We start from the raw sequence: 21,938 nt of genomic DNA, 5'->3' as shown, positions 1-21,938 counted from the left end.
AAACATCCAAATATAGCAAGGAGAGTTTGCTGTATGAAATTGGAGAATATGTATGAAACGCTAAGAAACATACACGGTCCTCAAGGCAAATGGTGGCCAGGCTCAGAAGAAGAAATTATAGTTTCGGCAGTACTGACGCAGAATACTAATTGGAAGAATGTTGAAAAGGCACTTGAGAACATTAAAAAAGATTGTAAAAACAATATTCTACATTGCCTGGCAAAAATGAGCACCCAGCAGATATCTTTTTTGATAAAACCTGCAGGCTTTTTCAATATTAAAGCCCAAAGATTGAAAAACCTTTTAACGTGGCTAAAAAACTACGATTTTGATTTAGAGAAAATCAAAACAAAAAACATCGAAGAGATAAGAAAGGAGCTTCTGTCCATAAAAGGAATTGGGAAGGAAACTGCGGATTCTATAATACTTTACGCATTAGAGTTACCCATTTTCGTTATAGACGCTTACACAAAAAGGTTACTTAACAGGCTTTTAGGCATCAAATTAAAAGAATACGACCAGTACAGATTACTTTTTGAAACAACATATCCCAAAGATGTTGCACTCTATCGAGAATTCCATGGGCTTATAGTTGAACACGCCAAGATGTTTTGTAGAACCAAACCTTTGTGTGAATTATGTCCTATTGACTCTTGCCGATACAAAAATGCTAAAGATTAAACAACATGGCTCCGGTGAACCGGAGCCATGTGAATTTATGAATTTGTGTTGCATGAGAGCAATTATTGCGCTTTTAATGCTTTTACTTATTGCTGTTTGTAAAGTTCGAAGTAATCGTTACCGGGCCTCATCGGATTTGGATACCAACCTTTGACCCAAGCCCTCTGAGCCCTTACACCAACTGGCTGATAAACAGGGATACTGATGTAGTTATCTATAGCGAATTTTTGTATCTGCACATACAGCTTCGCTCGCTCTTCTGGGTCAGATGAATTTCTCGCCATTTCTATGAGCTCATCCAAGCTCTTACCTCCAAGCTCTTTTCTTGGTGTACTGACAAATTTCTTAAAGTTATCTCCCTGCCTTGGTGCATACGTTCCAGCAGAGTGGTAGAACGTGAATATGAAGTTATCCGGGTCTGGGAAATCAGCAAGCCAGTTGAAGATTGGCATTGGAAGTTCAGCTTTTCTCATGGCATCGAGGTAACTTGGCCAGTTAAGTGCTGCTATATCAACTTTGATTTTGCCAGGAGCTATCATCTCAAGATACGTCTTAATCATTTCAGCTATTCTTTGCCTCATCAAGTTTCCAGTGTTGTATGCTATCGTAAACTTAAGGCCTATCTTTAAGGCTTTCCCGTCCCATGCTTTTTCAAGTGCTTTTCTTGCCTCAGTTAAGTTGAATTTGTAAAGTGGCAATGTTGGGTCAAATCCTAAGAGTCCATTGGGCAATGCCGCGGGAATTCTTGTTCCGTATCCTTTTAGAACATCCCTAATCACTGCATCATAGTTGATGACATAGGATATCGCTTTTCTCGCGTTGATGTTGCTGAAAAAGTCTGGAGGCATTCCGTTCCCGTCCCATTTTCCACTACCTATGTATTTGCTGTTTGGCGAAACTGACCAGGAGAATCCCACAACGGTGACTGACATAGATGGAATATTGTCTATAATTTGTATGTCCTTGTTCCCTCTTATCTGGTCAAGATATTCAAGAACAACGGCAATATCGTCAGCATCGCCTTTTTCAAGCATAAGTTTTCTTGTACCCCACTCACTAACAGTGAGAAGAATAACCTTCTTAAGTCTTGGTTCGCCACGCCAGTAGTCTTTGAATGCTTCAAGAACAACTTTTCTGTTTGTTCTGTCCCATTCCACAAGTCTGTATGGACCTGTTCCAATCGCTATCGCGTACAATGGTGACTTTTCTTTAGCTATGTTTCTGTACTTCCACCAAGTATCCGGTTTTCCATCCCAGAGTCCCATCTTAATAGATGTTTCTTTGTCAAGCACAGCCGACCATCCAACTGTGTGTGCCATTATTGTGAGGAATGGACCATATGGTCTTGCAAGTCTGAACACTACATTGTCCCCTTCAACCTCGATAGCTGGGTCTATAACTTCTTTGTACATTTGAACTATCTTGTCCTTGTATTCGGGCAGTGGCTCACCATCTTTGAATACCTCAGAAACAGGTTTTCCAACATACTTTTGTATCATCTCGTTGAGTGAGTTAACACCGAAAATAGCGTTCCAAAGCATCCACATTGGACCACCAGCAGGATCGTAAAGCAATCCCCTTTCAAAAGAGTATTCAACATCTTCTGGTGTCAACGTTGCACCGTTATGAAACTTAACTCCTTTCCTTATAGGAAACACGTACGTCTTTCCACCGTCTCTTATAAGTCCGTTCTTAACGCTTGGAACTTGTGTCGCTAACCTTGGTTCGAATTCTGTCAAACTACTACCTTTATAAGCGATAAGGCTTTCGTAGACGTTGTAAATAACTTCTCCGCTGACAGTATCATACGCTTGGTGAATATCAAGTGTATCTGGTTCACCAACACCTGCTGAAACATAGATAGTTGGGTCAAATGCAAAACTAACAACCGCAAGAACTAACAGACTCACCAGTATAGACATTACATACTTCACAGCAATCCCCCCTTTCGGTTTCAGATAATGTTAACTAAAAGTATTGAAACTTTCCAAAAACCGCATTATCCTTATAAAGAGGGGACACCCCCCAACCAACTCTCGACAAAGGAGGTATCCCGATATGAACAACTCAACACTCTCTTGTCCCAAATGCGGTTCCACCAGCTTGTACAAAAACGGTCATGACAAATACGGTAACCAACAATTCCTTTGCAAAGCCTGCCATCATTCTTTCAAACTTTCCCATTCTCACAAACACAAAAACTTCCCTTTCCCTTATCCCAAATGCACTTCTTGTGGTAAATCTAAGGTTTTTGTGTAGTGAAGAATCTTTGGAAAACGCACAATGGTAATATCAATCTCATTCTTTCACACTTACACTCTTTCATCACTACAAGTTAACACTATCCGGTTTCATTTTATTATATCACCTTGTTCTAAATTTCCAAAATTTCTAAACATTCTTATGGAACTCACAATTTCCTAATCTTCTTGATTTTTGAGAACCTATATGGTAAAATTTATTTTGCCGATAAAAATGTTCGGGGTGTAGCGCAGGTGGCTAGCGCGCTTGCATGGGGCGCAAGAGGTCGCTGGTTCAAGTCCAGTCACCCCGACCAAAAAAATCAGGGCTAAATGCCCTGATTTTTTATTATTTGCTTCACAAAGTTCAATGTTCAGATACAATCTTTGCTATTTCAGGAATAACATCATTAGGAAATACGCGAAACCAGAAAGATAAACTTACACATAATAATATGGTACATCAACTTTATACTTACCTCTGAATTCCGTTTCTTTAAGCATCAAAGGACTATCTAAATCATGGAAGTCAAACGCCCCGGTCCCAAGTGCAAAATGGACACTCTGATTCACTCCAAGACTTGATTCCGCCATGCAACCAAGCATTAATCTCTGATTTGCAGCTCTCACCATCTCAACAATCGCAAGTGCATCGCTAATACCAGATTTCATAAGCTTGATGTTTATGTAATCCACCGCTTCTTCTTTAATCAATCTCATTACTTCGTATTTTGTCCTAGCACTTTCGTCGGCTGCAACAGGGAAAGGTGAGTTCCATCTTACGTATTTAAGCCCTTCAATATCGTGCATTGCGACTGGTTGTTCAAAAACATGTATGTCTATCCCTGCACGGTATAACTCGGTAACAAATTTCACCGCTTGTTTTGGTGTATAACCTGTGTTGGCATCAACTATATACTTGCACCCTTTTGAAACTTCATAAATTGCCATCATCGCTTGGATATCTTCTTCAAGGTTTTCTCCCACCTTTATCTTTATCACGCTGTGCCCACGCTCTACAATCTTTTTTACATCCTCCACTCTCTCTTCAATAGTCCCTATGCTTACTGTATAATCCGTCTCTATTTTCGTCTTCATACCACCGAGTATTTGATAAACCGGAACGCCAATTTCTTCACTAAATGCATCAAGAACTGCATACTGCACTGCAGCTTTGATACTTGGTGCACCAAAAAGTTTGTCGGTCACATCGAATATCTGGCGGTAATTTCTAACATCCATTCCAATAATCATTTCATTTACAACAGGTTCTAACCCCAAGAGTGCCTGTATCTTTTCACCGTTTACCCTAAATGATGGCGATGCTTCCCCACGACCTATGATACCGTTTTCAAGCTCGATGATAACCTCAATGTTCTGCGTGTCATATGAAATGTTGTTTGTGATATGAAATGGCTTAACGTATTCAAAACGGTTCAACTTAAACTTTACCGATTTGATTTTTCCCACTTTAAACACCTCCTATTTTCTTTTTCCCATAGTTAACTCTTCGAATTTAACAACCTCAATTTCACTCTTTAAATCAATCACATAGCCGTCTTCTTCTTTGCTGATTATCTCCATTTCTCCTATTTGATTGTCGTAAGGATCCAATCTCCACGCTTTCTTTTCTGGATGGAAATCCCCTTGAAATTCAGTATTAGCGAACATTCTGAAACCATCGATATTCGTAAAGTAAAATATACGCATAGGTTCTTGTTCTCTTCTCGCTCCTCCGAACGAAAGGTCAACTGGAACCCATCCGTATCTTTCAAGATAGACAAGAGCCCAATCGTGTGGAGAAGCTACTAGCGGAGTTATACTCCAGCCAGATTGCCATTTAGCAGGTATACCAGCCATGCGACATAACGTGATGAAGAGCAACGCCTGGAACCCACAATCTCCTTTGAATGTTGTTGCAACATATTCTGGAATGTTATCATACAATGCATAAGGCAAGACATACGAATAGTTCACATTTAATGTCACAAAGTCGTATATCCTTCTCGCACGTGCTAAATCATCGAGCGTGGTCCAATCTTCGTTGTGGAATATCGTGTGAAGCAGCTCTTTTAGAAAAGGAGAGAACACGATATGGGGTGGTAATTCACTGATGTCTTCTTTTGAGGGCTTTTGTGTGTAGAGTGATTGTTGACCAATCCACTCGTGAACTGTGTACTCAAATTCCACATAGAATTTTTCGTTATCCTTTCCTTCCATATATACTGTTCTTTGACCAACTGAATTGTCTGCAATTTCGCACTCGTGACTTGCACTTATCAATTTGACATCGCTCTGCTGAAATTCTTCTTTTGGAAAAGGCAACCATACACGAACTTTTTCCTCTCTTGGATTCTCTTTCTCAACTGTAATTCTTGCTCGCACACGATAGCTCTTTGGCTTCCCGCTTTTCAGTAACCGCTCAACTGCTTTATTTATTAGCTCCCGTCTTTTTAGCGTTTGCTTATCTACCCTTTGCCTTGCCTTGTATTCCTTTTCGTTGAAAGCCAGGTTCTTATCAAACCTGCTTTCAAAGAATCTTTGCGTCTCGATGTAAATCCAATCTAATCGACCTTCTTTCCAAAGTTGTTCAAATTCAGCTTTTGTTGCATTCTTAAACGTCTTTTTAAAGATTTTGAAGGCTTCTTCTTGAGCATATCTGTACGTTCTTTTTAGTAGTTCCATCCTGAAGAGTTCAAATTTTAATCTTTCCCTCATCTGTGGTGGTAGTCTGTGTTCTAATATCTTATCAATTTGCTCACGGGCTTTTTTGAAAAAACCTTGGTAGATGTATTTTTTCAAAATATCTGGAAGTGGGTAACTAAGAAAATCCATCTTTGCCATATCAGTTCCCCCTTGACTTTTAGCTATGCCTTCTAACTTTATCTCACGATTTTATTGTATAACATTTTCAGCAGATAGCAAAACCTCAAAATTAAGAAAACCCCTGCACACAAAGACGTGCAGGGGCAGAAAAGCACTCAAAAGAACACAGTAAGGCGTTGAATGGGAATTTTCATACCTAATTTAATACCCACTACCCGTTGATTTAATCTCAGGGAAAGAAATTGTCGAAAGTTTCGTTAGTTGCATAATAATCTTAGGAATGTCCGTGTTGTCCATAAAACCTGTGAAGTAATATGCTCCAGGACCAAATGCGTATACTGGAACAGGGGCAGCTGTATGGTCGAATGTTGTCCAACCAAATCCTACCTTCTCACTGACAAATCTTGCAAGTTCTCTTCTCAAATTGTTTGATGGAATCTTTCTCAAGTTTTCGTATTCGGAATCTGTAATAGATATACCATACCAATCCTTAAGACCTGCAATAAATTTCTCTTTATCTGCAATATTGAATTGACTTAAAAACATCTGTGTAGTTCCTTTCGCTTTTCTTGCCTGTTCAACATTGATTGTGTAACCACCTTTTGAAAGTGACAAGCCGCCTGTTTCGTGGTCGCCGGTAACAATCACAAGTGTGTTACCGTCTTTAGCCGCAAATTCCAGAGCAACTTTGACCGCGTTATCAAATTCAACAACTTCTTTCCATACGCCGTAAAAATCGTTTGAATGTGATTCCCAGTCTATCTGAGAACCCTCAACCATGAGCATGAATGGTTTGCCATCTTTTGAGAGAAGCTCGATTGCTTTTTTGGTCATAACATCAAGTGTTGGTTGAGCAGATGATCTATTAGAAACTGAGTCAAGATGTCCTTTGGCAAATAAACCAAGAACTTTTGAAGACTGTACAGTACTAAGTTGCTCAACTGTTGTTATATATTCATATCCCTTGCTCTTCATTAATTCAATGAGATTTAGCCCGTCGGTTCTTCTACCACCTTGCGCAGTTGGGACAAACATATCCCATCCACCGCCAAAAATGACGTCAACGGTTCCAGATTCAGCCAGCTGTTTAGCAAGTGTCACTTCGTCATCTCTGTTGGTAACATGACCGTATACAGAAGCTGGAGTAGCGTGAGTTACTCTACACGTAACTGCTAATCCAATATTGTAACCAGTTCTCTTAGCAATTTCAAATATTGAAGGCATTGGTGTACCGTCTGGAAGAACACCTATAGCCCTGTTCAATGTCTTGTAACCACCAAACAGTGCCGTCCCTGCTGGAGCAGAATCGGTCACCCACGAATCAGCAGAGTATGTTGTAGTAATACCTGTGTATGGCAGTGTCATGGTCGTCAAAACCCGTCCCTCGAGAATACTTGCTAAAAGCAGTTGATTGAAACTCATACCATCGCCAACAAGGTAAATGATGTTCAGCGCAAATGAGATGATGGTTACAAATACTAAAAATAACAACACCAACCCTCTAAGTTTCATACCCGACACCTCCAGAGTTTTGATTGATAATGTTAACTAAAAGTATTGAAACTTTCCAAAAACCGCATTATCCTTATAAAGAGGGGACACCCCCCAACCAACTCTTAACAAAAGCAGGTTTCCCAAAATGCATAACCCAATGCTTTCTTGCCTAAGAAGAATACGAAGAATTTAGTGATATATATTCAAAGGTTTTTGTGTAGTGAAGAATCCTTGGAAAATGCATAATGGCAATATCAATCGCATTCTTTTACGATTATACTCTTTCATCACTACAAGTTAACAGTATCGTTTTGATTTTCCCAGTTTTTTCTTTAGGAATCCATCAGCAGTCTAACACGTCTGCATTAGCAGAGTCTTTAAAAGTGTTAAGATTTAAAAAGCCAGCTGGCATTTTCCCAGCTGGCTTTCGTTAATAAATTTTTTTTAGAATTTCTTTATATCCTCCGGCATCCTTGGAAGCATTTCATACATATCTTTGTACAGATACATAACACCTGTTACCGAAACCTTGTCTCCAACTTTTAGTGTTTCAACTTTGAATGGCACTTCTTTTCTTATATACACCAAAATCTCAAAATTATCCGTCTTTACCTTGAACTGATACTTATCAACAGAGCTCACAGTTCCTGTAACCACAACCAAATTTGAAAGATACTTTTTGAAGTCAGCATCTTTAAGTTCAACAGCCGTTGGTGTTGCTGAGCTAATAACCTGAACCTTGTCTGGTATTATCTCAAGAATCCCATAGTAGACTTTTGTCTTGCCAGCAACTTTGACAACATTACCAACTTTTAGGTCGACAGGTAAGACCTTTCCGTATAGCATGATTCCTGCAGTTTCGTCCTGCATGTACGTTGTCAAACTTCCAAGCACTCCAACTGGGGCAAGAATGATACCCGTAGCCTCGACCGTTTCTCCTTCTTTAAGTTTGTAAATATCAGCAATCTTGACTAGGTTCTGTGCAAAGAATACAACACTGAGAATCAATAAAAGTGATACCAAAATCCTTTTCATACTGCCAATCCATCCCCTTTGTTTTTAGTTGACGATTTTAATTTCAAACGGTGCGCGGAGCATAATCATGTACTTTCCTTCGTAGCTATCATACCAGAGTTCACCGTAGAACCTTACCTTTCTACCTTTTAGACCATAGAGGTTGTATCCATTGAATAAATTGTTGTACTCACCACTTCTTATCTTAACGAGCGCAAAGTCAGAATATACGTAGTAAGTATCGTTAGAAAATATTACGTTGTTAACATCCATCTCTAGCCATACAATCTTACCTTTGTATGAACTCAGCTGGCTTGCCTTAGTTTTGTCAATAACCGGTGCGTTATCGTATTTCGAGAATATACCTCTTCTGTTTTCGTATGCTCTTTTATAAGCATCGACGATTGCCTTAGTATAGTTTGGAACTGATGTGCTGTCGTAAATCAAGGGTCGAGCATATCCATTCTCAGTAAGTGATGCTTCATAAAGATACTTCGCATCAGTTTGTCTATCTTTTCCAAAAAGGTAAACCAAAATCCTTCCATAGCTATCTTTTCCTTTTTGCTCATATGAAAGTTCAAAATTACTCGCGAACCAGTAAAGGTAATTCTTTGCATCCTGTCCATATTCACCTACAGGTTTGTCACCTTCATGAATTTCCGGTGCATCAATACCAACAATTCTAAATGATTGTCCTGAAACTCTTAGTGTATCCCCATCGAGCACTTCAACACCACTTACCGCTGTTTCTTGACGAGAACAAGAACTCAGTGTCAAGGTAAGAACCAAGCTAACAGCGATTACAAGAAAATATACAGCGTTTGTTTTGGATTTTCTAAAAACCATTTTCCCTTTTCATTCCTCTATAATTTCTAACCTTGATTTTATTTTACTACGATATCTGCTTGTTTCAAAGGCTGGATTTCAAGCTCATCTTTGAACAAGGTCAATATACCTGTTACTTTAACAGTCTTTCCTTCTGATATGCCAACCAGACTAATACCTGTTGCACTCTTAATGTAAACCTTTACTTTAAAGGCTCCGGTGTTCACAATGAAATTATCTTTTCCAATACTCTCAACTGTGCCGGTTACATATACAAGATTTGAAACGTAAGACTTGTCAAGTAACTTTAATTCAACAGGTTTTACAGTGCCTTTACCAACCACAGTTATGTTATCTACGACTATCTCAAGAACGTTGTTGTAGACTTTCGTTGAGCCACTCACAATAACAGTGTCTCCCACATTCAAACTCGTAGGAATGGACTTTCCATAAAGCATTATTGCTCCTGTTTCATCCTGGATATACGTTACCGAATTGCTCAGCAATCCAACAGGTGCTAGAACGGTTCCAGTCACGGTAACCTTTGAACCTTCTGGCATACTGTAAAGGTCTGCAATTTTGATTGTTGTCTGCTTGCTTTCCTGAACTGCTGGTCTTGGGGTAAGACTTGCAACCAGCGATTGCACTGTACCGAGTAGGTCTATGCTTGTTTGGTATGTATACGTTAGCTTAAGTAAAGCAAACTGAGTTGTTGGAAGTGAGGAAGAAGCATACAAATCACCGTTGGCAAATGAGAGTGAAAAATCTGCAATGTTTAACTTCACACCATACAGCGGCAACCAACCACTACTTGCCCAGTTGCTGTTGTATTTTGTAAAAATCCCAACATAAAATCCTGGGAAGTTGTATCCAACTTCTCCCATAACGTTCCAAGAGCGTGGCATGTTCGGGTTTGAAGGTTCCCCTGTTGCAAAGCTCACATCGTATTTATTCGCACCAATCCAAACAAACTGACCAGCTGCAAACCAAGGACCGGATGTGAGTTTGGCACCAACCAAAACGCTTGGCTCATTGATTGTGTTGGTTGCTGCACCGATACCAGCCCAGTAATCAACCGTTCCAAATGGGAACTTTTGGGAATTGGAGTAATTCAAAGAAACTTGATGGTAGCGGGTTTCATAATAAGCTCCAAAACGGCCAAAATCTGTTGTTAACGTTCCGTAAAGCGCAAAATTATTCAACTCTGTGCTGTATGCTCCACCTATTTCGTATGAATAACTGTCAAATTTGCCATAGACATAACCAGCAACCCCACCAAGTCCAGGTGTTGTATTTGAAGTGTTGTATGTATCAAACTTCAGCCCTCCGAGCGAAACACCCTCGTATTGAGAAGTTAAACCTCTTGAAAGCCTCATCCTACCTGCTGCAAGGTAAATGGTCTGAACATATGGAATATTAACAGAAAGCTTTGTATCAACGAAGTAATACCTTGGGACGATGAAGTCATAGTCAAAGAGCTTAAATGTGGTATGCGAATACGTTAGATAATCGGTGAATTTGATTGCCACGGAATCAAAAGGTGCTGGTGGTGTGACTGTCCAGTATGCTATTGGAAAATTATCGAGATTTCCCAAGTTCATGTCGTAGGTTAAATACCCTGTTAACTTGAAATCAATTTTGAAGGCAAATGAAATCAAAACCAAAAGAATCGAAAAAAACAGGACAAAATATCTAATTAATTTGCCTCTCAACTTAGCTCCCTCCCCAAAAGACTAATTTTCCCATTTCAACCTTGGATAGTCATTACCTTCATTGATTGTCCAAACGTTCGTAAAGTCCCAACCAGCAAATGTAGCTTGTTGTTTCATCTCAGCTGTAGTTTTACCTGTTGCATATGAATCACTAACTCCTAAACCAACTACTTGTGTATCGTAATATGAACTTGTCACAACTGGATCCGCACTCCCACTTTCTTTGTATGCTATGAAAGCCTTACCATTTATTATCGAAGCAGCCACGTAGTTGTTTTCTATCACCGCGCTTCCAGAAGCTGCGCTGAAATTACATATGAAACCTGCTGAACTTGTTGAACTTGAGTAATCGCTACTCACTTGTCCTCCTTCAACATAGCAATTTCTCACAACTACCGCAGGCTTACCTGAATTCACCTTTAACCTACCAAGTAATCCTCCAATCGCATATTTAACTCCCGAAACTATCGTATTTCTAACTGTACATTCTTCGATTTCTGTTCCGTCTGTGGCTTCTCCAATAAGACCTCCACCATAGCCAGAACCGCTGTATGTTACCCTGACAGAACTGTTAACAACTTTGACCCTGTAAACTTTGGAAAGCTGAGAAGCACCTGCTAACGCTCCTGCACGGCTACTTGCCGTAATGTTTGCATTTTCAATTATTAGGTTTGTTACTGTTGCGTTGTACAAGTAACCAAACAGACCAGCATTGCTCTTTGTTGTGTCATTGAAAGATATATTCATTATTTTATGCCCATTACCATCGAACGTTCCGACAAACGCACTTGCTGAAAGATTCGAGCTATATGTTCCTATCGGAGTCCAATCAACCCCTGCAAGGTCTATGTCTGCTCCGAGTTTGAAATACTTATTAGCACTTGCAAACGCTCTTACACTAATTAAGTGTTCAGGTTTCGTGATTATATATGGATCATCTGGTGTTCCTGAACCTGATTCGAACGAGAACATTTCCCATTCTGCATACAGAGGCATTTCAAGTATTCCTTCGTTTCTTTTGGCTTTACCGTAGAAGTTAATACCCTTACCCTCAAGTGACTGTTTGAACTGTTCAAACGTAGAACTGAACAGATATTTGAAATTGCCAGCTGAGATTGTTATCTTGAGCCAGTTGCTGACGTTAATGTTAATGTTTCCTGCTTCATCTTTAGTTACATCTGACACTGTTCCAGAAAAGATAGCATAATTGCCTTCAACATATGTGTTTGAACTTTCAACTGTAATAACAGAAGCTCCAGAGAATGTTGAATAAACACCTTTTTTAGAAGAATATGCAGATTTGTAGGCATTCTTTAGCGTTTCATATATCGTTATATCCTCCCATTCTTCAGCAAGGTTTGGAACAATCACACCATCTTTCAGCGCCTGTTCTTGATACAAAGTCTTACCATCCTTGCTGAACAAGAAAGCATATCTTTTTCCATCTTTTTCACCTTTAACAAGAACCTGGGCAATTCCTTCCGGTTGGGAGTTTATAAATTCTTCAAGCCTCGCCTTTGCCGTTGAAGAATCTACACTATCGTCTATTCCTATAAGTTCGTAAGTTTGTCCATTCACTTTGAACGTTTTTCCATCGACAACTTCATCAACAAAAACGCCAACTCCAGGATAGCTATCTCCGATTTCAGCACTTAGAACTTTTAAACTCCACGCACCATTTGAAAATTGTAGGTAACCTGTCAAAGTAGCTTCCGTGTCGTAGGTGTAAGGAAGAGAGAAGCTCGAGCTTAAGGATACCACATTGATAGTTGCTTTTCTTTTGTTTGTCTTATCGTATTCATAGGTGAATGTCATCTTCCCGCCGTTGAGAATACCGTATACTTTAACGTATTGGAAATCCCAAAGAGCCCGTGTAGGAACGCTTACATTATTTGCAATATCGATTGTCAAGTCGGTAGGTTCAACCGTAAACGTTTCTGTTGCAAAGCTTTTAGAACCACCTTTACTGAAATCTATTTGCACAGAATCTCTGTATGTCGTGCCTATGACGTTATTCAACGTGATCTTCTTTCCAACATCCGAAGAGTAAAATCCCGCTTTGTAAACATAGATACCGGTTTGTCCATCGTGAATAATTGCATCACTTCCTGAGACGTAAATAATCGTTCCTTCAACTTTATCAAGCGATACCGGACCTGCTGAGTTTAAAATCTTCAGCTTTGCATCATAGATGCTTCTAACTGACACAAGCGATGGATGTTGTGGAACACAGCTTGTTACGACAAAAATCAAAACCAATGTCAAAATAACAATAAATGCAATATAAACCCTCTTCACCTATACCACCTCCGAAATTTCAAAGATAATGTTAACTAAAAGTATTGAAACTTTCCAAAAACCGCATTATCCTTTAAAGAGGGGACACCCCCCAACCATCTCTTGAAAAAGGAGGTATCCCGGTATGAACAACTCAACGCTCTCTTGTCCTAAATGCGGTTCTACCAGCTTGTACAAAAACGGTCATGACAAATACGGTAACCAACAATTCCTTTGCAAACTCTGCCATCATTCTTTCAAACTTTCCCATTCTCACAAACGCAAAAACTTCTCTTTCCCTTATCCCAAATGCACTTCTTGTGGTAAATCTATGCAAATTTACAAAGTCCGTCGCTCTTTCGTTGTCTTCCGTTGTAGAACCCGTCATACCAAAGATAGAGTACCTTTTAACCTCCCCGAACCAGTCACTTTTATTCCTGAGAAATTTAAATATTTCCGTTTTCCTATCTACTTCATCTTAAAAGCTTTCGTTTTGTATATGAAACACAATATGTCTTATCGCTCTCTTGCTCATTCTCTTAATATCAAAGTATCTCATGTCACCATATACAAATGGGTTATTAAATTGTGTACTTTATTCTCTGTACTTTTTCCAACATTTACCATCGAAAATGTTTTCTCAGTTCATGCTGATGAAACTGTTCTTGTGTTCAAAGAACAAAAGTACTATGTTTGGCTATTAGTTGATCACGAAACTAACTTAATTCTTTGTTGGCATGTCTCAAAGTATCGTGATATGGGACAAGTCAAAGTGTTGCTCGAGAAGTTCTTTGGTAATTCAAAACCTAAAAACATTGAACTTATTACTGATGGACTTGGTGCATATGAAAGTGCAGTAAAGCTGTTGTTTAGAAATATCAATCACGTAGTAGTACCGCTCGGTAAAAACATGTGTGAATCTAAGTTTTCATTACTGAAAGACTTTTTCCGACTCAAGCGAGGGCTGAAGAATACGAAGAATTTAGCGAAATATATTCAAGGATTTTGTGTAGTGAAGAATCTTTGGAAAATGCACAATGGTAATCTCATTCTTTCACAACTGCATTCTTTCATCACTACAAGTTAACACTATCGAATTAGAAAAAGTCTACATTATTTCTTTAATTTGTGGTTAACGTGAGGAATGAGGTATTTCACCGTAGCTTATTATTATATCGTAATGTTAAGATATTTTTAAGCTCAATTTTCCTATATTAGTCCAGAAAATCTAAAAAAACCGGTAAAGGGTTGCTACTTACCAGTTTTTTTTTAATTTTTGGTATATTTCTTCCATTTCTTAAATGATAATGATAATGATAATGTGTTTAATTTCAGTAGGAAACGACATTTCTTATCGATACTGAATAAATCGTGTATCGTCCATTCTGATAAATTAGCATCAGCTGTTATACTGGCTTTGTAAAGCTCTTTCTTATTCAGTACAACCAGCCCACTTCCTTTCCGTTCACAATAGCGTTGGTCGTAATTCCACTGTTTAACCTTCTCACAACACGTTGTGCGCTAAGCAATTTGAAACGCACTTTTTTGTTATTTTAACAAAAATCTTATTTTGTAAGCGAAATCTTGGAAAGTTCCAAAAGAAAGTTATAAAAAAGTTCGGCTGGTGTTTAAGAAACAGCCGAGCTTTAAACGTTCAATTTCTTGTTAATGCGCTATATCTTTTCACTTATCGCCTTTGCTTGTAAGAACAGTCCAAGGTAGTCCCTTCCGCCCGCTTTACTGTCCGTTCCGGACATGTTGAATCCGCCAAATGGATGGACACCAACGAGTGCTCCTGTGCATTTTCGGTTGAAGTACAAGTTACCAACGTGGAATTCCTCTTTTGCCCTTTCGATGCGTTTTCTATCTCTTGAATAGAGTGAACCGGTAAGTCCGTATTCTGTCGAATTAGCGATCCTTAATGCGTCGTCGAAATCTTCCGCTTTGATTATCGCAAGCACAGGCCCAAAGATTTCTTCTTGAGCAATCCTTGCATCCCAGGCAACATCTTTGAATATTGTTGGCTCGATGAAGTAACCACCAAGGTCTTCTCTTGCATTTCCACCATAAATCAGTTGTCCTTCTTTCTTGCCAACCTCGATGTAAGCCATTATCTTCTCCATTGAACTCTTGTTTATAACAGGACCAAGCCAATTTTCTTTGTATCTAACATCTCCTATCGTTATTTTAGATGTCCTTTCTAAGACCTTTTCAATTACCTTGTCGTATACCTCCTTAACAATTATCGCTCTGCTACCTGCGCTGCATTTTTGACCTTGGAATCCGAATGCACTGACAACGATTCCTTCTGCCGCTGCATCTAAATCTGCTGTTTCGTCAACAATCACGGCATCTTTTCCACCCATTTCAAGTACCGTTCGTTTAATCCAAATCTGACCAGGTTGTGGTTTCGCTGCAAGTTCATGGATGCGAAGTCCAACATCTTTTGAACCAGTGAAACTAATGAATCTTGTCTTCGGATGTTTTACCAAGAACTCCCCAGCCAGTGCACCACTGCCAGGTAAGAAGTTAACAACCCCGTCTGGTAGCCCTATCTCTTGGAGCACTTCAAAGAATTTTGCCGCAACAACTGGGCTGTCACTTGCTGGTTTTAAAACAACCGTGTTTCCTGTGACTATCGCTGCGCTTGTCATCCCAACAAGTATTGCAAGTGGGAAATTCCAAGGTGGAATGATGATACCAACACCAAGTGGTATGTATCTTAGTTCGTTGTATTCACCCGGAATTCTGACAAGTGGTTGTTCCGATGCATAACGTAACATCTCGCGTGCGTAGAATTCTAAAAAGTCGATTGCTTCTGATGTGTCGGCATCCGCTTCTATCCAGTTTTTACCAACCTCGTATACCATTATTGCATCGAATTCTAACTTTCGTTCTCTAATTCTTTTTGCAGCTTTGAGTAGATACTCTGCCCTTACATGCGCAGGTGTTCTGCTCCATGTTTTGTAGGCTTCCCATGCTGCTTCTAGTGCTTTTTCTGCAAGTTCTTCATTTGCACTGCTTACAATACCAACAATTTCATCTGGTTTGCTTGGGTTAATTGACTTAATCTTTTTCTCTGTTTTATACGGCTTACCTCCGATGACTATGTCGTATTCTTTACCAAACTCTTTGTAGACTTTTTCAAGAGCCTCTTTCATCTTTTGCTCATTCTCAGGAACGGAAAAATCAACATATGGTTCGTTTTTGAAAGGTGGTATAATCGTCCAATCTGTTACCTCGTACATCCCAATCCCCCCTGGAATAGATTTGAGTTCCCATTAATTTTTAGTTTCCTTCCCTTTCTTTAAGTTTTTTCACGATAAACGAAGCGACATGGATACCTTTTGTACCTCTCCCGAATCCAGCATCAACACCGTTTTCTACAGCCATGTCGTTGTTTATCTGCGTTCCGCCCACAATGATTAGAACTTTTTCTCTAATCCCTTTTTCTATCGCAAGTTCGTTGAGTCTTCGCATGTTCTTTATATGAACATCGTTGTGTGTAATTATCATGGATGCAAGGATTGCATCTGCACCTGTTTCAATTGCAGCATCGATAAGTTTTTCAGGTGGAACACTCGTGCCAAGGTATACGTATTTTATTCCGTATTTTTCAATACCGCCATGTTTGATATCAAGGATTTCCCTCAATCCAACTGAATGTTCGTCTTCTCCGACAGTCGCTGCAACGACTTTTATCGGTCGTTTGGCAACATATTCGAATATCTCTTCTTCTGGGAGAGTTTCTGGTTTTTTCGGCAGTTTGAGTTCATCTATCTTGATTTCAAAAGGAACTTTCGCTTTGACTTCAACATACGTGCCTTCAGCAGGATGGAGCACGGTTTTTGCAATAATTGTTGGGTCCTCAAGTCCGAGCTTTTCACAAACTGCAAGTGCTGCTGCCTCTGCATATTCTTCTGGTAGTGCGAATGTCATATCAATCTGAATCCATCCATCGGAGTACCATTCGACTTCCGGTTTGATAATGTTTCTTGCTTTCATGTCTTTTATACGCTGTAATCTGAGGTTCACGTTGTCTGTTTCATCGAGTTCATCAATGAATTGTATCTTTTCTGGCTTATGGAATGTGCAACCGCCGATGAGGTCGCATGGTTTTTCTATACCTTCAGGCAGGTTATTGTATCCAAAGTGCTCACAGACCGGAGCCATATAATCTGGGTCTCTTGGAACAACTGTTCCAGCTGCAATTTCCCCGTCTTTCTTTCGTGCGATTCCATCACCAAGTCTTTCCGGATAGTACCCGTTGTCAACGAACATACCAGCTTCGAGTGCTTCAAAATAACCACCCATCTCAAGAATCTCTTCAAGCATTAGAATAGCTCTCATTTTCAGTTCCCTGACTTTTTCTCTAATTGCTTCTTGGTCAATCTTTACGTATTTCTTTATACCATCCATTGCAAGGAGAGTATGCTTTGCTGTTTCGATTCCTCTGATAGAGTTTATATGCCATGGCACATTTCTTCCTTCGTCCGGGGTAATTGTTGATTGTAAGTCTGCGCTTGTTAACCTTGAAAGTACGGCATTCAGAACGTGTACTCTCGTTGCATCAAACAAGTCTGATTCGATGTATCTTGTGTTCATCTGTGCTCTGAATTTGAAACCTTTAAAGAGTTCTCTAAGCGCTACGGCGTATGGCAAATCTATTCTCATCTCTGGTAGCGGTGCAATCACTGGAGGAACAGTTGATAGTGCGATATTTTCCTTTGGCATACCAACTTTTACTGAGAACATACAGTTGATACCATGTTGGACAAGCAGTTCAGGCATAACGGTCCATGCTAGTTTTGCTGATGCGTTTGCATTGTGCGCACCATCAATTTGCAACATGTTAGCCCATGCCATTATTTTCTTAGCAACTGCTGCGTCAACAAAAGACCTAACAGGGTTAACACCTCTGTAGAGAATATTGTATTGTGGGTCTTGGTGGGCACCGTTGACCCCTTCTTCAGCAAACAATACCGCAATCTCAGGACCTGCAACACCAGAGACGTAGCTATGGAAGTTTATAGGTCTTCCCACTTCATCTTCTATCAAATCTAAAGCTTTTCTTGTCGCTCTTACCTGCTTTCTTGTGATGGGTATTCCACCAACCCCTTCTGGTGTTCCTTCGATAAGCCCGTCAAAGTGTGATTGACCGAGGGTTCTAATAACCATTATATGATCTGCACCGTGCCAAGCTGCCATACGCATTCTTCTGATGTCATCTTCAAACCTTCCAGAGGCGATTTCACTAGTGATAACGACGTCCGGTTGTGGGTCGATGTTGTTGAAATAGTGCGCAGCTGGCAATGGAATGCTATTCTTCAAAGGTTCGCTTATTTGGTAATATTCGTATCTATCAACTTTTGTTCCTTCAGGAAGTTTCTTCCTCCATGTCCAACCTCTTCTTCTTGGACGGTATTTATCAAGGTCTTTTAATATTTCTTCAACGTCGATTGGAACTTTTGGATCGAGTCTATCCATTCTTCTTCACCCCTTTGAATATCCTGTCAACATCGTCCCAGTATTCTCCATTTATCATTCTTCTTCCCGCTTCTATGTAATCGATGTTGTGTTCTTTTGCTATTCTCCAGACGATGTGACCGGCGCCCTTTCCAAGGAGTCCTCTTTCGAAAATCATGTCTACAAGCTTTTTCGCTTCCAAACTGTTGAATCCCATCCTCAACAAGACCGACCTTTCAATAGATGGACTTGTGTGTGTTCTGGCAAGTTCAACAAGCGGATCAACAACTTTCTCGACAAGATGCCAAAAGTAAGCGTTGAGTTCTTCATCGGTCATATTTTGAAGATGTTTAGACCTTTCTGCAAAATCATCTGGTCTTGGTTTCATCTGTTTCCCTCCCCATCAAGCTCTTTGCTCTTCCTTATAAGCTCTTTTTGACTTCTTCTATCCATTTGATTATTTCCTCTCTTGTTGCTCTTAAATCTTCTTCAAGGAATTTCATTTCGGTTTCAGTAAATTCACTTCTATTTTCTCTTTTGATAAGCTCTTTCAAATAGCTCTTTTTCATCTCTTCAACAGGATATTCAATAACACCAATTTGAGAAGGATGTTCCGGAATCGCTATGACCTTCCCAGGAACATCTTCTTTTATTGGGTCTCCACGTTTTACAATCATTCCCATCTTTTTCGCAAATGTGAGTTGTGCTGACGGCAATTTACCAGCACCTGTGTATTCTGTCTCGTTGACCACTATTGTTTCGTCTTCATCCATCTCGAGAGCAAGCGCTATCGCTGCTGTGAGTGATGTGTTGCCCGCCGGTCCTCTTTGCAACCCTTCAAGCTGAGCAAGCATTTCCGTAACATAGAAAACCTCTCCTTGGGTCACAAGTACGTATCTATCCATATACCTGAGCGGTCTTGCTGCATTCTTTGGCACATCGGACCTGTCTGGGAATACTGCAAACGGTATACCAAATCCTGTATGACCGGTTGTAAAGTACTTTCTGTTGAAATCCGTGTCACTTGCCATATGCAGACCTCTCAAATCGACACTTGCACCAATGACCTTCGTTTGCGTCGCTCCAGCTTTCTTTAGCCCCCGTGCGGTACCTGTTAGCAGCCCTCCACCGGCATGTGTTACAACAACGGCATCAGGAAATCTTCCTGTTAATTCCTTCATCTGCTCAGCAATTTCATACCCAAGGGTTTCAATACCTGCTATCGCGTAAGGAGAGTAAAGTGATGCGTTGAAGTAACCTGTTTCTTCAAGCAATACCAAAGTGTAGTAAAACAATTCAGGTCCTACCGTTAGTTGAATAACCTCTGCACCGTATGCCTCGCATGCACGTCCTTTTTCAAGAATCTCAGGTTGACCTCTCCATTGGCTATCGTAACATTCTTGGACTATTATGCACTTTAGGCCTCTTTTCGCAGCTTGAGAAGCGACAGCCGCACCGTAGTTACCACTTGTGGCTGCTATAACTCCTTTATAGCCGAGTTTTTGAGCGTGGTATACACTTACCGCTGCTCTTCTATCTTTAAAACTTCCGGATGGATTTGTTGCTTCATCTTTCAAGAATATCCTTGCACCTTTGCCTTTCGGAGCTATTTTTTTGATAAGCCTATTTATGTTTTTAAGCTCTACCAAAGGTGTGTTTCCAACGCATGTCTCAGCTTGGATTTTTCTAACTTCTTCAATGGAATACCCAACTTCTTCCATCATCTTTTCATAGTCAAATGCGATACCTTCGATGATAAATTTTTCGTAATCTATACCCACAGCCTTTCGCATTATCTCGGCACGTCTTGCCATTACTGCAGCATAAGACCTATCTTGGCTCATTTGTCATCACCGTCCGATGACTCTAATATTTCCCTTAACTCCAAACCTATCGTTATGAGTTCCGGGACAGGTTCACCGAAATCGTGCTCGTATTTTGGATTGACAGCCACAAGTTTCCCTGTAACCAGTCTCCCTGTCATCGTTTTTATGGTAACAGTCGCTCCTATTTCTGCCACCTCGTCTTGTAGAAAGCCCTTAACCCTCATTTCGAGTGGAACTTTTTTAGTGTCCTCGGGCACTTGTGGTGCACGTTCATAGGGATGTAGTATAGTAACCTGAACTTGCACCCAATCACCTTTTTTGGCAAGGTTAGCGAGCACTGAGCTCACCTCCGTTGTTATCTTGTGAACGAAAGAATAGACCTAGGTACTGGCAAGTCAGCCATACATTTCAAACCAGGTTGTGCGCTCATTACTATTGGAATCATGTTAGTTGCAATTGCTATCGTTGCTTTTCCTCCGGGTATTTCTGGTTTTATAGAAAGGTTTATATTTATGTCCCCATATATTTCTATGTAGTCTCCTGTTTCGACTCCTTCAAGGTGTGGATGTATTTGTTGCGGATGGTAAAGTTCAATGACACATTTGTCTCCAACGTATGCTTTCGCCGAGTGATTGCAACCTGCAACCATGCCAGGTTCAACTTTAACAACAGGGGTTTCTCTGTAAACATTCGAGATGATAGGTTTTCTTTCTTCCTCTATCTTTGTAATGTTCCAGCCCAAAGCTCTTGCTATCATCGCAATGCTCTGTGGGAATCCAATGTGACCAACTATCGTACCTTTCTTTAACCCTTCTTCAAATTGTTGTGGTGTTGTGCCAACTCCTTGTGTCTCCATGACCGTCTTCCCAAATGGTGATAAGTCGTTTATTCTTTTCGCAACAATTTTGTCAACTCTTGTGCACACTCCCGTGAGAGCAATGATTAACGTGTCGAGAACAAATCCTGGATTGACTCCGGTTCCAAGTATCGTCACTCCGTATCTTTTTGCCAAGCTATCCATGTAAAAGGATTCTTCCGGATGTGAATCAAACGGAAATGCCATTTCTTCAGCTATAGTAATAACGTTTGCATGATTTTTGACAGCGTATTCTATTTGTGGTAGAACGTCTTTAACAAACGAACTTGTTGCAATAACAACAAGGTCTGGGTTTGTTTCTTCAATGACATCGATAGAATCTCTCACACGAACACCGTAGTTTCCAAGCCCAAGCAGTTCACCAACGTCTTTACCTATGAATTCCGGGTTTTTATCGATAACTCCCACTAGTTTCATGAACTTGCTTTCAATAACATTCTTTGCGATGCCACGTCCCATAGCACCAAAGCCCCAAGTTACTATTCTCATCATGATCCCCTCCTACGTAAAAGTATGGTATAAATATTTTAGTCAAAAAATAGGCAGGGCAGGACGACTTAGTGTCCCTTGGCTTTCAAGCCATTACAGGAGTCTGTCGCCTGCCTTTAACCATGATAAGTTGGTTGGGTTTTTAACCCTCGTCACACTGGAGGTTTGGTTCAGCAGGCCCCTGCCCTCGCCTTTTAACCTATTCAATCGA

At 40.2% G+C, this 21,938-nt stretch carries 17 protein-coding genes and 1 tRNA gene; 4 read left to right on the top strand and 14 right to left on the bottom strand.

What is annotated here, in order from left to right; translation table 11 throughout:
• Nucleotides 1-33: 33 nt before the first annotated feature.
• Entirely contained in the window at nt 34-681 is a 648-nt protein-coding gene (locus JM64_RS07285; protein ID WP_064012076.1) for an endonuclease III domain-containing protein, read from the top strand.
• 86 nt (nt 682-767) lie between these two features.
• Here the strand turns inward: JM64_RS07285 and JM64_RS07280 are convergent, their stop codons facing one another.
• Nucleotides 768-2,603 (bottom strand): ABC transporter substrate-binding protein, encoded by a 1,836-nt coding sequence (locus tag JM64_RS07280; RefSeq protein ID WP_409976132.1) that lies wholly within the window; start codon nt 2,601-2,603, stop codon nt 768-770.
• A 136-nt stretch (nt 2,604-2,739) separates the two neighbouring features.
• On the opposite strand from JM64_RS07280, the gene JM64_RS10070 reads away from it, so the two are divergent.
• Together JM64_RS10070 and JM64_RS07275 are read left to right on the top strand one after the other, a co-directional pair.
• Nucleotides 2,740-2,940, top strand: a complete 201-nt coding sequence (locus tag JM64_RS10070; protein ID WP_231882323.1) for an IS1/IS1595 family N-terminal zinc-binding domain-containing protein — start codon at nt 2,740-2,742, stop codon at nt 2,938-2,940.
• A gap of 221 nt (nt 2,941-3,161) precedes the next feature.
• Nucleotides 3,162-3,238 (top strand) — tRNA-Pro (locus JM64_RS07275).
• A gap of 124 nt (nt 3,239-3,362) precedes the next feature.
• Here the strand turns inward: JM64_RS07275 and JM64_RS07270 are convergent.
• The 7 genes from JM64_RS07270 to JM64_RS07240 form a co-directional block, all read right to left on the bottom strand.
• Nucleotides 3,363-4,391 carry an L-Ala-D/L-Glu epimerase gene (locus JM64_RS07270; protein WP_064012074.1) on the bottom strand — a complete coding sequence of 343 codons (1,029 nt, stop codon included), beginning with the start codon at nt 4,389-4,391 and terminating at the stop codon, nt 3,363-3,365.
• Between the two features lie 12 nt (nt 4,392-4,403).
• A complete protein-coding gene (locus JM64_RS07265; RefSeq protein WP_197473437.1) occupies nt 4,404-5,765 on the bottom strand; it encodes a transglutaminase-like domain-containing protein in 1,362 nt (453 codons plus the stop codon).
• 183 nt (nt 5,766-5,948) lie between these two features.
• Nucleotides 5,949-7,259 carry an alkaline phosphatase gene (locus JM64_RS07260; RefSeq protein ID WP_064012073.1) on the bottom strand — a complete coding sequence of 437 codons (1,311 nt, stop codon included), beginning with the start codon at nt 7,257-7,259 and terminating at the stop codon, nt 5,949-5,951.
• A 426-nt stretch (nt 7,260-7,685) separates the two neighbouring features.
• Complete coding sequence (locus tag JM64_RS07255) at nt 7,686-8,276, bottom strand: single stranded DNA-binding domain-containing protein (RefSeq protein ID WP_064012072.1); 591 nt, start codon at nt 8,274-8,276, stop codon at nt 7,686-7,688.
• 24 nt (nt 8,277-8,300) lie between these two features.
• Complete coding sequence (locus tag JM64_RS07250) at nt 8,301-9,101, bottom strand: thermonuclease family protein (RefSeq protein ID WP_064012071.1); 801 nt, start codon at nt 9,099-9,101, stop codon at nt 8,301-8,303.
• A 38-nt stretch (nt 9,102-9,139) separates the two neighbouring features.
• Nucleotides 9,140-10,792: a hypothetical protein gene (locus JM64_RS09800; protein ID WP_082868347.1), complete on the bottom strand. Its 1,653-nt coding sequence runs from the start codon at nt 10,790-10,792 to the stop codon at nt 9,140-9,142.
• A 21-nt stretch (nt 10,793-10,813) separates the two neighbouring features.
• On the bottom strand, nt 10,814-13,090 hold the full coding sequence (locus tag JM64_RS07240; RefSeq protein ID WP_064012070.1) for a M26 family metallopeptidase: 2,277 nt from the start codon (nt 13,088-13,090) through the stop codon (nt 10,814-10,816).
• Between the two features lie 124 nt (nt 13,091-13,214).
• On the opposite strand from JM64_RS07240, the gene JM64_RS10065 reads away from it, so the two are divergent.
• Nucleotides 13,215-14,156 (top strand): DDE-type integrase/transposase/recombinase, encoded by a 942-nt coding sequence (locus JM64_RS10065; protein WP_064011740.1) that lies wholly within the window; start codon nt 13,215-13,217, stop codon nt 14,154-14,156.
• Between the two features lie 586 nt (nt 14,157-14,742).
• Here JM64_RS10065 and pruA read toward each other — a convergent pair.
• Genes pruA through ord form a run of 6 tightly spaced genes read right to left on the bottom strand, consistent with a single transcriptional unit; the run spans nt 14,743 to nt 21,727 of the window.
• On the bottom strand, nt 14,743-16,317 hold the full coding sequence (pruA, locus tag JM64_RS07230; RefSeq protein ID WP_064012069.1) for an L-glutamate gamma-semialdehyde dehydrogenase: 1,575 nt from the start codon (nt 16,315-16,317) through the stop codon (nt 14,743-14,745).
• A gap of 40 nt (nt 16,318-16,357) precedes the next feature.
• A complete protein-coding gene (oraE, locus tag JM64_RS07225; protein WP_064012068.1) occupies nt 16,358-18,556 on the bottom strand; it encodes a D-ornithine 4,5-aminomutase subunit OraE in 2,199 nt (732 codons plus the stop codon).
• The gene (locus tag JM64_RS07220) at nt 18,549-18,923 is read right to left on the bottom strand and encodes an ornithine aminomutase subunit alpha (RefSeq protein WP_014452468.1); all 375 of its coding nucleotides are present in this window, start codon (nt 18,921-18,923) and stop codon (nt 18,549-18,551) included. The genes oraE and JM64_RS07220 overlap by 8 nt, the downstream gene beginning before the upstream one ends.
• Before the next feature lie 34 nt (nt 18,924-18,957).
• Entirely contained in the window at nt 18,958-20,379 is a 1,422-nt protein-coding gene (gene ortB / locus JM64_RS07215) for a 2-amino-4-oxopentanoate thiolase subunit OrtB (RefSeq protein WP_064012067.1), read from the bottom strand.
• Nucleotides 20,376-20,699, bottom strand: coding sequence for a 2-amino-4-oxopentanoate thiolase subunit OrtA (gene ortA, locus JM64_RS07210; RefSeq protein WP_064012066.1), 324 nt, complete (start codon nt 20,697-20,699; stop codon nt 20,376-20,378). The genes ortB and ortA overlap by 4 nt, the downstream gene beginning before the upstream one ends.
• Nucleotides 20,700-20,716: 17 nt before the next feature.
• Entirely contained in the window at nt 20,717-21,727 is a 1,011-nt protein-coding gene (gene ord / locus JM64_RS07205; RefSeq protein WP_064012065.1) for a 2,4-diaminopentanoate dehydrogenase, read from the bottom strand.
• Nucleotides 21,728-21,938: the final 211 nt, after the last annotated feature.

The organism is Fervidobacterium pennivorans, from assembly GCF_001644665.1.
GTDB lineage: Bacteria > Thermotogota > Thermotogae > Thermotogales > Fervidobacteriaceae > Fervidobacterium > Fervidobacterium ngatamarikiense.
This window is presented reverse-complemented; position numbering and strand designations above follow the sequence as displayed.